The organism is Streptomyces sp. NPDC088746 (assembly GCF_044751065.1).
Taxonomy (GTDB): domain Bacteria; phylum Actinomycetota; class Actinomycetes; order Streptomycetales; family Streptomycetaceae; genus Streptomyces.
Genome location: NZ_JBIVLA010000001.1, coordinates 1,273,763 through 1,286,450, shown reverse-complemented (window position 1 = coordinate 1,286,450; position 12,688 = coordinate 1,273,763). Strand labels below are relative to the sequence as shown.

Annotated in this window: 11 protein-coding genes; 4 read left to right on the top strand and 7 right to left on the bottom strand. The window is 71.1% G+C overall.

Annotated elements, in window-relative coordinates:
• Positions 1-42 precede the first annotated feature (42 nt).
• Positions 43-1,662 carry a glycoside hydrolase family 13 protein gene (locus tag ACIP63_RS06065; protein WP_401511851.1) on the top strand — a complete coding sequence of 540 codons (1,620 nt, stop codon included), beginning with the start codon at positions 43-45 and terminating at the stop codon, positions 1,660-1,662.
• Positions 1,663-1,743: 81 nt separating this feature from the next.
• Here the strand turns inward: ACIP63_RS06065 and ACIP63_RS06060 are convergent, their stop codons facing one another.
• The 6 genes from ACIP63_RS06060 to ACIP63_RS06035 form a co-directional block, all read right to left on the bottom strand.
• Entirely contained in the window at positions 1,744-2,502 is a 759-nt protein-coding gene (locus ACIP63_RS06060; protein WP_401511849.1) for an IclR family transcriptional regulator, read from the bottom strand.
• A gap of 176 nt (positions 2,503-2,678) precedes the next feature.
• A complete protein-coding gene (gene ehuA / locus ACIP63_RS06055; RefSeq protein WP_401511847.1) occupies positions 2,679-3,521 on the bottom strand; it encodes an ectoine/hydroxyectoine ABC transporter ATP-binding protein EhuA in 843 nt (280 codons plus the stop codon).
• Complete coding sequence (gene ehuD, locus ACIP63_RS06050) at positions 3,511-4,155, bottom strand: ectoine/hydroxyectoine ABC transporter permease subunit EhuD (protein WP_401511845.1); 645 nt, start codon at positions 4,153-4,155, stop codon at positions 3,511-3,513. The genes ehuA and ehuD overlap by 11 nt, the downstream gene beginning before the upstream one ends.
• Entirely contained in the window at positions 4,152-4,886 is a 735-nt protein-coding gene (gene ehuC, locus ACIP63_RS06045; protein WP_401511843.1) for an ectoine/hydroxyectoine ABC transporter permease subunit EhuC, read from the bottom strand. Before ehuC ends, ehuD begins: the two co-directional genes overlap by 4 nt.
• Before the next feature lie 19 nt (positions 4,887-4,905).
• Positions 4,906-5,808 carry an ectoine/hydroxyectoine ABC transporter substrate-binding protein EhuB gene (gene ehuB, locus ACIP63_RS06040; protein ID WP_401511842.1) on the bottom strand — a complete coding sequence of 301 codons (903 nt, stop codon included), beginning with the start codon at positions 5,806-5,808 and terminating at the stop codon, positions 4,906-4,908.
• A 218-nt stretch (positions 5,809-6,026) separates the two neighbouring features.
• A complete protein-coding gene (locus ACIP63_RS06035; RefSeq protein WP_401511840.1) occupies positions 6,027-6,986 on the bottom strand; it encodes a D-2-hydroxyacid dehydrogenase in 960 nt (319 codons plus the stop codon).
• A gap of 184 nt (positions 6,987-7,170) precedes the next feature.
• Between ACIP63_RS06035 and ACIP63_RS06030 the strand changes: the two genes are divergently transcribed.
• Entirely contained in the window at positions 7,171-7,935 is a 765-nt protein-coding gene (locus ACIP63_RS06030; protein WP_401511839.1) for a decarboxylase, read from the top strand.
• Between the two features lie 103 nt (positions 7,936-8,038).
• A complete protein-coding gene (locus ACIP63_RS06025) occupies positions 8,039-9,169 on the top strand; it encodes an LLM class flavin-dependent oxidoreductase (protein ID WP_401511837.1) in 1,131 nt (376 codons plus the stop codon).
• A 5-nt stretch (positions 9,170-9,174) separates the two neighbouring features.
• Here ACIP63_RS06025 and ACIP63_RS06020 read toward each other — a convergent pair whose 3' ends face one another.
• On the bottom strand, positions 9,175-11,013 hold the full coding sequence (locus tag ACIP63_RS06020; protein WP_401511835.1) for a putative bifunctional diguanylate cyclase/phosphodiesterase: 1,839 nt from the start codon (positions 11,011-11,013) through the stop codon (positions 9,175-9,177).
• 424 nt (positions 11,014-11,437) lie between these two features.
• Between ACIP63_RS06020 and ACIP63_RS06015 the strand changes: the two genes are divergently transcribed.
• Positions 11,438-12,679, top strand: coding sequence for a M6 family metalloprotease domain-containing protein (locus ACIP63_RS06015; protein ID WP_401511833.1), 1,242 nt, complete (start codon positions 11,438-11,440; stop codon positions 12,677-12,679).
• Positions 12,680-12,688 lie beyond the last annotated feature (9 nt).

The window sequence follows — 12,688 nt, the reverse complement described above, 5'->3', positions numbered from 1 at the left end:
GCGGGCCCGCGCCACCTCATATATACCGAGCAAGGAGTCTCAGTGACCACCCACTGGTGGCGGCACGCCGCGATCTACCAGATCTATGTACGCAGCTTCGCGGACGGTGACGGGGACGGCACCGGTGACCTCGCCGGGGTCCGCAGCCGCCTCCCGTACCTGCGGGAGCTCGGCGTCGACGCCCTGTGGTTCAACCCCTGGTACACCTCGCCGATGGCCGACGGCGGGTACGACGTGGCGGACTACCGCGACATCGACCCGCTGTTCGGCACCCTCGCCGAGGCCGAGCGGCTCATCACCGAGGCGCACGAGCACGGGCTGCGGGTCCTGATCGACCTGGTGCCCAACCACTGCTCGGACCAGCACAGCTGGTTCCGTGACGCTCTCGCCGCGGGCCCCGGATCCACGGAGCGCGAACGTTTCTGGTTCGTCCCCGGCAGGGGAGAGGGCGGCGAGCTGCCGCCCAACGACTGGACCTCGTACTTCGGCGGCAGCGCGTGGACCCGGGTGACCGAGGCCGACGGCAGCGCCGGGCCCTGGTACCTCCATATGTTCGCGCCCGAACAGCCCGACCTGAACTGGGAGCACCCCGAGGTGCGCGCCGAGTTCGAGGACGTCCTGCGTTTCTGGCTGGACCGGGGCGTCGACGGATTCCGCATCGACGTCGCCCACGGTCTGGCGAAGAAGCCCGGCCTGCCCGATGTCGGCCCGGACCCGGACATCACGGACCTGCCCTACCAGGACTGCGACGCGGTGCACGACATCTACCGCTCCTGGCGCAAGATCCTCGACGGTTACGAAGGCGAGCGCACGTTCGTCGGGGAGGTCTGGCTCCCGACCCCCGAGCAGTCGGCGCGCTATCTGCGGCCCGACGAGCTCCACTCCGCGTTCAACTTCGACTTCCTGTGCTGCGCGTGGGACGCCGAAGCGCTGCGCCGCGTCATCGAGGAGACCTTCGCCGGGCACGCACCGGTGGGGGCGCCGCCCACCTGGGTGCTCTCCAACCACGACACGATCCGCCACGTCACGCGCTACGGACGGGAGGACACCTCGTTCGACATGGGCGACAAACGGCTGCTCGACCCGAGCGACCCGGTGCTCGGCCGCCGCCGGGCGCGGGCCGCGGCACTGCTGACGCTGTCCCTGCCGGGCGGGGTGTACGTGTACCAGGGCGACGAACTGGGCCTGCCGGAGGTGCAGGACCTGCCCGACGAACTGCTCCAGGACCCCACCTTCGTACGCTCGGGCGGCTCGGACCGGGGGCGGGACGGGTGCCGGGTGCCGCTGCCGTGGAGCGGGTCCGGGGCCTCGCTGGGCTTCTCACCCGAGACGTCCGGCGCCGCCCCCTGGCTTCCGCAGCCGGCGGCCTGGTCCGGACTGAGCGTGGAGTCCCAGCACGACGATCCGGAGTCCTTCCTCAGCCTCTACCGCTCCGCGCTGGCGCTGCGCAGGGGCCGCCTGATCGGCCTGCCGGAGTCGCTGACCTGGGTGGACGCGGGGCCCGGGACGGTGTGCTTCGACCGGCAGGGCGGCTTCCGCTGCCTGCTCAACGCATCGACGACGGCCGTCCCGCTGCCCGAGGGCGCCGAGGTCCTGCTCGCCAGCGGTCCGCTCCCGGACGGCTCGGTGCCCCCGGACACGGCGGTATGGCTGCACCTCTGAACGAGGGCCCTCCTTGATCGGGAACGAGGCGTCCCGGGACCCCCGGAACGCCTCACCCGATGAGGCTCAGAGGGCCGAGGCTCAGAGGGCCAGCGACAGCAGGACCGGTGCCGCGCGCCGGTTCAGCGTCGCGGCCGCGGCCCGCAGCCGGTGCGCGTGCTCGATCGGCAGGGAGAGCGCCAGGCACCCGGCCGACGAGCCCGCCGTCAGCGGAACGGCCGCGCACACCGTGCCCACGGCGTACTCCTGGAGGTCGAGCACCGGGACCGTCGCCGGCTGGCTGTCCAGCTTGGAGAAGAGCACCTTCTCGTTCGTGATCGTCCGCGACGTCAGCCGCGCGATCCGGTGCCGGGACAGATGGTCGCGCCGGCCGTTCTGGTCGAGCTGCGTCAGCAGGCACTTGCCGATCGCGCTGGCGTGCGCCGCCGAGCGGAAGTCGACCCACTCGTTGACGGCCGGGGTGCGGGGTCCGTCTGCCATCTGCGTGACGCGGATCTCCCCGTCGACGTAGCGGCTGACGTAGACGGCCGCACCGACCGAGTCGCGCAGCTGTACGAGGGTCTGCTGGAGCTTCGCCTCGAGGGCCCGCCTGCGGGCGGCGCCCGAGCCGAGCTCCAGGAGCGAGGACCCGACGATGTACGCGCCGTCGGCGACCTGCTCGACGTATCCCTCGCGGCGCAGCGTCAGCAGGAGCGGCGTGAGATGGCCCGTCGGCAGTCCCGTCTCGCGCGAGAGCCGTGCCTCGGTCACCCCGCTGCCGTGGGTGGACACGGACTCGAGCACTCGAAGGGCGTACTGCACCGAATGGAACGGCGCCTTCGGCTCGGGCTTCAACGCCACGGTTCCCCCTCCAGGGCATATGCCAGGTTGTGACCGCAAGCTCACGACCCACGATAGTCGTCAATCAGCCGTTGGGGAGGGGCTGTCGAGGAGTTGATGGTGCGCCCCGGCGGCGTCAGCTGGGGCGCACCCGCATGGCATATGCCAAGGTCACGGTCGACTTGCCAAAGGCAAGGTCACAGCACCGCGTTGAGGAATTCGCGCGTGCGTTCGTGTTCGGGGTCGGTGAATATTTTTTCCGGCGTACCGGATTCCACGACCCGTCCCGCGTCGAACATCAGGACCTTTTCGGACACGTCCCGGGCGAAGTTCATCTCGTGGGTCACACAGAGCATCGTGATGTTGGTGTTCCTCGCGATGTCGCAGAGGAGGTCCAGCACACCCGCCACCAGCTCCGGGTCCAGCGCCGACGTCACCTCGTCGAGCAGCAGGATCTCCGGCCGCATCGCCAGGGCGCGGGCGATGGCCACGCGCTGCTGCTGGCCGCCGGAGAGCTGGGAGGGATGCGCGTCGATCTTGCCGGAGAGCCCGACCAGGTCGAGCAGGTCCCGGGCCCGGGCCTCCGCCTCGTCCTTGTCCATGCCGAGGACGTTGACGGGCGCCTCGGTGATGTTCTGGAGCACTTTCATGTTCGGGAAGAGATTGAACTGCTGGAAGACCATCCCGATCTTCTTCCGGGACTCCCGCAGCTGCTTCTCACCGGCGGGCTTCAGCGAGCCGGACGGCGTCCGCACGTGCGAGAGCGGCGAGCCGTCCACCCAGATCACGCCGTCGCTGACCTTCTCCAGCGTCATCAGGAGCCGCAGGATGGTCGTCTTTCCCGAGCCGCTCGGTCCGATCAGCGTGACGTGCTCACCGCGCCGCACGGTGAAGTCCAGCTCGTCCAGGACCACATGGTCGCCGTACCGCTTGACGACCTTGTCGAAGCGGACCAGCGGCTCGACGCCGGTCAGCCGGGCGTCCGGAGCCGCGTCCGCGGGCCCGGGTTCCTTTTCGAGAGGTGCGGATTCAGTGGCCAAGGCGCTTCTCCAGCTTTCTCATGAGCAGTGAGGTGGGGTAGCTCGCGACCAGGAAGACCAGTCCGGCGAGCGTGAACACCTCGGTGTACACGAAGTGGTCGGCTCCGTACTTCCGGGCTTCGAAGACCATTTCCTGCACCGTGATCACGGCGAGGAAGGGGGTCTCCTTGAACATCGAGATCGCGTAGTTGCCGAGCGCGGGCAGCACGTTGCGCACCGCCTGCGGCAGGATCACGGCCTGCCAGGTCCGCCGCGGCGACATGGAGAGCGCCCGGCAGGCCTCCCACTGCCCCTTGGGCACACCGTCGATCCCCGCCCGGTAGACCTCCGAGGTGTACGCGGCGTAGTGGATGCCGAGCACGACGATGCCGATGGTCAGCGGCTCCACGGAGCTGAAGACGGCTGCCGCGCCCACCAGCTGCACCAGCAGCGGGGTGGAACGGACGAACTCCGTCAGCGCCTTCACCGGCACGGTCACGAAGCGGGACGGTGCCCGCCCGGCCACGGCGACGGCCAACCCCAGCACCGCCGCCACGAGCGTGCCGAGCACGGTCGCGAGCAGCGTGACCCTGAATCCTTCGAGCAGCAGGGGAAAAGCGTCCCCGACGGCATCCCACCGGAACGACTGGTTCACCGGGCACCTCCCGCTGTGGCGGCGGCTTCCGCCGTGCGTGTCCTGAGCAGGCTGCCCGCACCGGTGTGCAGTCCCAGCCGCCGCTTGGCGGTGCGCTCCAGCATGTTCATCAGCAGCGTCAGCGCGTAGGCGAGGACGAAGTAGACGGCCAGCAGCATCAGATAGGTGAGGAGGCTCTCACCGCTCCGGCTGCGGACGTGTTCGATCGCGGTCATCAGATCGGCCGCGGAGAGCAGCCACAGCAGGGGCGTGCACTTCAGCAGCTGGATCAGCAGGTTGGTGAAGGACGGGATCATCTGCACCCAGGCCTGCGGCATGATCACCTTCCGCATGCGGTGGAAGGGCGTCATGTTCAGCGCCACCGCCGCCTCGTACTGCGCGCGTGGCACGGAGTTGATCGCGCCGCGCACGATCTCGGAGCCGTACGCCCCGTAGTTCAGGCCGAAGGCGACGACCCCGCAGACCAGCGGGGTGAGTTCGTAGCCCGTGAGGGGCGGCATCGCGTAGTAGAGCCAGAACAGCTGGATGTAAAGCGAGGTGCCGCGGAAGAACTCCACGACGGTCCGGGAGACCCCGCGTACCAGCAGCAGCTTGCTGCCCGCGGCGAGACCGAGGACGAACGACAGCAGCAGGGCGAGCAGGGAGCCCAGGACCGTCGCCTCGAGCGTCACCCACAGGCCCGACCTGACCTGGGGGAACTCTTCGCCGAGTATGGAGAGGAAGTCACTCATACGCTGGGGTCCGTCCTCGTCAGCCCTTGCACAGGTCGGCCGTCTTGAGCGTGGCCGGCGGGATCTCCGTGGCGCCGAAGCCGTACTCCTGGAGGAGCTCCACGTAGCGGGACCTGTCCGAGACGATCTTCTTGAGCTCGCGGTTGAAGGAGTCCCGCAGGTCCTCGTTGCCCTTGCGGAACACCGCGCCGCCCGGGGAGAACTGCTTCGCGCCGTCCAGCTCGGGGACGAAGGCCTCGGTGACCTCGGTGTCCGGGTTGGTCTTGGCGAGCCAGCGCAGCGAGATGCCGGTGAGCAGGAACGCGTCGATCCGGCCGCCCTTGACGGCGTCCGCGCCGTCCTGCGGCTTCTGAAGGGTCTTGATCTTCCCCTCGGCGATGCCCGCGCCCTCGGCGTACGAGGCCTCGACCGCACCGGACATCACGCCGACGGTGACCCCGGCCGCCTTCGCGGACGCCAGGTCGGTGAGCTTCTTCGGGTTGCCCTTCTTCACCATCAGGGCGGTGGGGGAGATGAACTCCGGCTCGGAGAACAGGGCGTTGGCGCAGCGCTCGGGGGTGATGGCCATGCCCGCGCTGACGACGTCGTACTTGCCCGCCTGGAGACCGGGGATGAGGCCGTCCCACTCCGAGAGGGTGGGCTTCAGCTCGTCCACGCCGAGCGCCTTGAATATCTCCCGGTGCAGCGTGGGGGCCTCACCCTTGAGCTCCTTGCCCTCCATGTAGCCGTACGGAGCCTCGTTGGCGTACGCGACCCTGACGAAGCCCTGCTTGCGGAGCTTGTCGAGCGCGCCCTCGCCGTCCGTGGCGCCGGCGTCGGTCTTGCTGCACGCGGAGAGCAGGCCGGGAACGACGATCAGACCTCCCACGGCCGCCGATCGATTGAGGAAGCCCCGACGGGACAGGTGAGGGAAGTCAGCCATGGTTCGCAATCTCCTGGAGAAATCGGGGTGTCGAACAGTCCGGACAGGGTGAGCACCTTCCCGATCCCGGACTTCTATGCAGCAAGCGCTGCCATGTAATCGAACAGTGGCCGGAGGGTGACCTTCCCGTGTCTCGTCATGGGCGGAGGGCGACGACGGGTGCGCGGGGCGTATTCCCCGCCGGGTGCCGGTTCATGACTGCCCGTCACTTCGGACCGTCAGGACGGAATGTCCGGAGACGGTACGTAACCGCGCTCCATGTCCACCACGTTGGGGAGAGGCGCGCCGGCCACCCAGCCCTCGTACATCGAGACGAACTGTTCGCCCAGCCGGTCCCGCCAGCCGGCCGTGTCGCCGCTCATGTGCGGGGAGACCAGCAGCCCGGGCACGTCCCACAGCGGGCTGGACGGACCCAGCGGCTCCTCGTGGAACACGTCGAGCGCCGCACCCGCGATCCACCGCTTCCGCAGCGCGTCGGCCAGATCCTCCTCGACGGTCAGCGGGCCGCGCCCCACGTTGACGAAGTGGGCGGAGGGCTGGAGCAGTCCGAAGAAACGTGCGTCGAACATGCCGCGCGTCGCGTCCGTCAGCGGGGCCGCGCAGATCACCCAGTCCGCACCGGCCGCCAGCCGTCCCAGGTCCTCGACGCCGTGGATCGTGCGCCGGGCCGTACGGCCGACGAGCGCCACCTGGACGCCGAGGCCGTGCAGCAGCCGCATGATCTCCCGGCCGACGGGGCCCGCGCCGACGACCACGGCGCGGCTGCCGGCGAGTCCCCTGGTCTCCCGGTGGCTCCAGCGGCGCTGCCGCTGGAGCTCCAGCGTGCGGGGCAGGTCCTTCGCGAAGGCGAGCACCAGCCCCGCGACGTACTCGGCGACGGGCAGCTCGAACACGCCACGGGCGTTCGTGACGACGGTGGGGGAGGCCGCCAGCTCCGGGCAGAGCAGCCGGTCCACCCCGGCGCTCGCCGTGTGCACCCAGCGGGGGCGTGGTCCGTCGCCCGGCCAGGCCTCGCGGACGGCGTCGGAGGTGAAGTCCCAGACGAGCAGCACATCCGCGCCGGGCAGCCGGGCGGCCAGCGTCCGCTCGTCGGCGTACCGGACGACGGCCCGGCCGGTCAGCCGGCCCAGGCGCGGTGACGGGTCGGTGTCCAGGACGAGGATCACGGGAGCGGTCATCGGATTGACCACGCTCGCACCGGGGAACACGCCCGTCAACACGGCCTCCGCGTCCGAGGAGAAACCGCTGGTCACCCCCGTTGCGGGCGGCGGTATGGGGCGAAAAGGGGAATACTTGTCCCAGGCAGGGGCAGCGGTGGTTACGAGTGCCGACAGGACATCCGGACGCACGGGAAGGGCGGACATGACGACCGTAGGACTTCTCTACCCGGGCCACGCCGCGGAGGACGACTTCCCGCGGATCGAGGTCATGCTCGACAGCGACATCAGAGTGCCGCTCTTCCACACCGACATCGACGAGGACGTCCGCAGGGCCGACAACCTCCGGGCGGCCGGCTCGGCCGAGCGTCTCGGCGCCGGCGTCGAGGAACTGCGGATGGCCGGCGCCGAGTCGCTGGTCTGGGCCTGCTCGGGCGGCAGTTTCGCCTACGGCTGGGCCGGTGCCCACGAGCAGGCGGCGGACCTGGCCAGGGCCGCCGGGCTCCCCGCGTCCAGCACCTCCATCGCCTTCGTCCAGGCGGTACGCGAGCTCGGTGCCACCCGGGTCGCGGTCGCCGCGACCTACTCCGACGACGTCGCCGCGCTCTTCGCGGGCTTCCTGGGGTCCGGGGGCGTCGAGGTGACCTCGACCCGGGGCGGCGGCATCGTCACGGCGTCCGCGGCGGCCGACGCGGACATGGAGCTCGTGAAGGAGCTGGCCGTGGCCGGCGACCACCCGGACGCCGAAGTGGTCCTGCTCCCCGACAACGCGCTGCACACCGCCGCGTACGTCCCCGAACTGGAGGAACTCCTCGGCAAGCCGGTCCTCACCGCCAACCAGGTGGCGGTCTGGGAAGGGCTCCGGCTGGCCGAACGCCGGATCTGGGCCCCCACCCTCGGCACCCTCTTCGCCACCCGGGAGCCCCCGCTGGGCGCCTCCGAGCCGCGGGGCATCGAGGTCCGGGAGTAAGGCATCCCGCGCCGGCTCCCGGGGGAGCGGCCGGGAATAAGCGGAGCCATCCTCCTGTTTGCACCCTCCGGTACACAGACGTAGCACCGGAGAGGCCGAACACGTGGACGAGAACCGAGGCGACGAGAACCGAGGCGACGAGAACCGAGGCGACGGGATTCGCGGCACAGCGGGCGGTACGGCCTCCGTACCGCTCTCGGTGCTCGACCTGGTGACCGTGGGCCAGGGCCGCACGGCGACCCAGGCCCTGCGCACCAGCGTGGACATCGCCAAGCTCGCCGAGAGCCGCGGCTTCCACCGCTACTGGGTCGCCGAGCACCACTCCATGCCCGGGGTGGCCTCCTCGTCCCCCGCGGTGATCCTCGCGCACCTGGCCGCCCACACCGAGCGCATCAGGCTCGGCTCCGGCGGGGTGATGCTGCCCAACCACGCGCCGCTGGTGATCGCCGAGCAGTTCGGCACCCTGGAGGCGATGGCCCCCGGCCGTGTCGACCTCGGCCTCGGCCGCGCGCCCGGCACGGACGGCGCCACCGCGGCGGCCCTTCGTCGTACGGACCGCCTGAACGAGGGCGCCGACGACTTCCCGCAGCAGCTCGCCGAGCTGACCCGCTTCCTGGACGACGACTTCCCGGACGGGCACCCCTACGCCCGTATCCACGCCGTCCCCGGGCCCGTGCAAGCCACCTCGCCCGGTGGCGTGCAGTCGCCCGCCCGCCCGCCCGTCTGGCTGCTGGGCTCCTCCGGCTTCAGCGCCCGGCTGGCCGGCGTCCTCGGCCTGCCCTTCGCCTTCGCCCACCACTTCTCGTCCCGGAACACCGTGCCGGCCCTGGACCTGTACCGGGAGTCCTTCACGCCCTCCGCGGTGCTCGACGCCCCCTACGCCCTCATCGGGGTCGCGGCCCTGGCCGCCGACGACGAGCGCGAGGCCAGGCGCCAGGTCCTCACCGGCGCCCTCAACATGGTCCGGCTGCGCACCGGGCGCCCCGGCCTCGTGCCGAGCCCCGAAGAGGCGGAGGCGCACGACTTCAGCCCCATGGAGCGCGAGTTCGTCGACGGCTGGCTGAAGGACATCGTCCACGGCACGGCGGACGAGGTCCGCACCGGCCTGGACGACCTGGCCAAGCGCACCGGAGCCGACGAGCTGATGATCACGGCCAACGCCCACGGCGGCGAGGCCCGGCTGCGCTCGTACGAACTCATCGCCGACGCCTACGGGCTGCCCCGCCTCGGCTGATCCGGTCAGCTCTCCGGTGGTCTCGTGCCGATCAGCTCCGCGATCCGCTCCGGGGCCACCGCTCGGGAGTACAGCCACCCCTGCCCGGTGTCGCAGCCGATCCGGCGCAGCCGCTCCGCCTGGCCCGAGGTCTCCACGCACTCCGCGGTGACCGTCAGGCCCAGGCGGTGCGCCAGCTGCACCATGGCCTCGACGATCGTCTCGTCGGCCGGGCTGGGGTGCGCGCCGTCCTCGTACCGGAAGCCGCGTACGAAGGAGCCGTCCAGCTTCAGCACGGACACCGGCAGCCGGCTGAGGTAGGCGAGGTTGGAGTAGCCGGTGCCGAAGTCGTCGATGGCGATACGGACACCCATGTCGCTGAGCGCCTGGAGCACCCGCAGCGGCCTGCCCGACGAGCCCATCACCGCGGACTCGGTCAGCTCCAGCTGCAACAGCCCGGGTTCGAGGCCCGTCTCGGCGAGGATCTCCGCGACATCGGTCACCAGGTCGGAGTCCCGGACCTGGCGCACGGCGACGTTGACGCTGATGAACAGCGGTGGCTCGTCCGGGTGTTCCAACTGCCAGCGGCGGGCCTGACGGCAGGCCGTGCGCAGGACCCACCGGCCGAGCTGGACGATCGTGCCGTCCTCCTCGGCAATGGGCACGAACCGGCTCGGCGCGAGCAGACCGAACCGCGGGTGGTTCCACCGGACCAGGGCCTCCACACCCCGTACGACCTCGTCCGCCATGCCGACCAGCGGCTGGTACTCCAGGGTGAACTCCCCGCGCTCGACGGCCGGGCGGAGCGTGGAGGAGAGTGCCTGCCGGGTCATCCGGTGGGCGTTGCGCTCGGGGTCGAAGAGGGTCCAGCGGGCCCGGCCGTCGGCCTTCGCCCAGTACAGCGTGGTGTCCGCGGCCTGCATCAGGGCGGTGGCCGAGGTGCCGGCCGACGACCGCTCCACCACCCCGATCGACGCGGAGACCGACAGCCGGTGCCCGGAGACCTCGAACGGACGCTGGAGGGCGGAGAGCACCGAGCGGGCGAGTTCGGTGAGCTGCGGCGTACCTGACGAGTCCTCGACCAGGATCGCGAACTCGTCACCGCCCAGGCGCGCCACCAGATGACCGCCGGTGCGGTGGCCACCGGCCTCGGCGCAGTCGGTGAGCCGCCCGGCGACGGCGGCGAGGAGACGGTCGCCGGTGCGGTGCCCCAGGGTGTCGTTGACCGCCTTGAAACCGTCGATGTCCAGGTAGCAGAGGCCGATCCGGCCGTGCGGGGGCGACGACCCGTCCTGGTGCGGCGGGGTCTCCAGCGCGCTCGCGAGCCGCTCGAAGAACAGGGTGCGGTTGGGCAGCCGGGTCACGGGGTCGTGTATCCGCAGATGGCGCAGCCGCTCCCGCATCTCGCGCCGGTCACTGACGTCGGCGACCGACAGCAGCACCCGGCCCGCGCCGGTGACCCGGTCGCCCATCGGCGCGACGGTGACCTCGGCCCACAGGGGCCGGCCGTCGGCGTGCTTGAGCCGCCGGGTGCACCGGAGCCGGGGCCGGGTGCCGCGCAGGACCTCGGTGTACGCCCGCCAGGTGGGGCTGTCCGAGGCGAGACCGAGGAGGTCGGCCGCGGTCTGCCCGGTCAGGGACGAGGCGTCGGCGCCGAGCAGTGCGCCCAGCGCGTCGTTGGGCCTGACGATCAGGCCGTGCTGGTCGACGACGGCCATCGGGAGGGCGGACACCGCGAACGCGGCGCGGTAGTCGCGCAGCTCGGAGAGGTTCGGCCTCGGGTGATCACCCTGTGTGACCTCTGACGACCCGGCGCCGGGGGCCGTGCCCGCCCGGGGCGTCGGCCCTTCGGAGGTTCCGCTCACCGCTCGCTCCCGCTGTGCAGATCGTCGTGAACAGGTGTGGCCGGGCAACCGCGTGGAGTGGAGCGCCGCGCCGGAGGGCGGGAACCACGCAGGAAAACGAGGTGAAGCATAGAGGGTGGCGCACCGGCCGTTCCAACGCGCCCGCCGTTTCGGGTGGGGGGCACGCGCATGGCCCACTCCTGTCCCACGCCTGTCCCACGCCTGGCACCCGCATGCGCGATGGCCGTAGATGATCATTTTTGTGCTGATCTGGACGATTCAGATTTTACGGTGAGCAAATGTGACTGTCCGTAAGGGTGATCGTGTGGATGCAGGTGATCACCGGGGCCTCCGCTGACCCGTGTGGGGCAGCACAACAGGGCGTGCGCCGCGGTCTCGGCAGAGGGTGAGGGGGAAGTCCCGCATTCGCCACCCGGAGGTAGATGTGCCGCGTCAGCGCAGACCCGGGGGAGCCGAGAGGTCGAGGCTGCGCAGCGCGGCGGCCGCTCTCACATCCCTCCTGGCGCTCGCCGCCACCGGGCTCGTGGCCGGGCCCGCCGTGGCGGCCTCGCGCGACGCGGGGCCGTGCGCCCTGCCCAGGACCGGGGCACACCACTCCCTCGGCCTCGACACCTGGAACGGCGCCTACCCGCGCCCCGGCCGCGGCCTCGACGCGGTCATGGTCTTCCTCTCGTTCCCCGACTCCGACCCCGTCGTGCCCCCCGAGGTGCTCGCCGCCGACTACTTCCCCTCCACCACCCGCTTCTTCCAGCGCGCCTCGTACGGAAAATTCACCCTGCGCGCCCACCCGCAGCGGCGGTGGACCCCCATGCCCCACCCCTCCACCTGGTACGGCATACAGCGCGACTGGGGCTCCGAGCGCCGCAGCGCCTATCTGCGGGACGCCATCGAGGCCGCCGACGAGGAGACCGACTTCTCCGCCTACGACATCGTCTACCTCGTCGCCGACCCGGACGCCCCCGGAGTCGACTCCGACGCCACCAAGGTCGTCAACTTCGACCGTCCGGTGCGCGCGGACGGCACGGACATCAGGCGTGTGGTCACCGTCTTCGAGGAGCACCCGCCGGACCGGAACGTCCTCGCGCACGAGACCGGACACGTCTTCGACCTGGCGGACCTCTACCACCGCCCCGAGGACGGGAAGGGCGACTGGGACACCTACGTCGGCGACTGGGACGTGATGGGCAGCCAGTTCGGACTCTCCCCGGACCTGTTCGGCTGGCACAAGTGGAAGCTCGGCTGGCTGGACGGCGAGGAGGTCGTCTGTGTGCAGGGCGCCGCCGACCTCACCCTGGAACCGATGGCCGAGGTGCCCGTGCGCGGCGCGTCCATCGGGACCCGGCTCGCGGTCGTCAGGACCGGCCCGGACAGCGCGCTGGCCATCGAGGCCCGCAGCGCCACGGGCAACGACCGTACGACGTGCACCGAAGGCGTGCTCGTCTACCGCATCCGCAACGCCACGCCGTCCGGCGGGGGCCCGGTCGAGGTGCTGGACACCCACCCCGACTCCGACGCCTGCTGGGACAGGTCGGTCTATCCGCCGCTCGCGGACGCCCCGCTCCGGGAGGGCGAGCGCTACACCGTGCCCGGTGAGCGCATCCGCATCGACGTCGCCGACCGGACCCGGTCGGGCGCCTGGACCGTCCGGATCGCCACCGGGACCTGACCCGCTCCG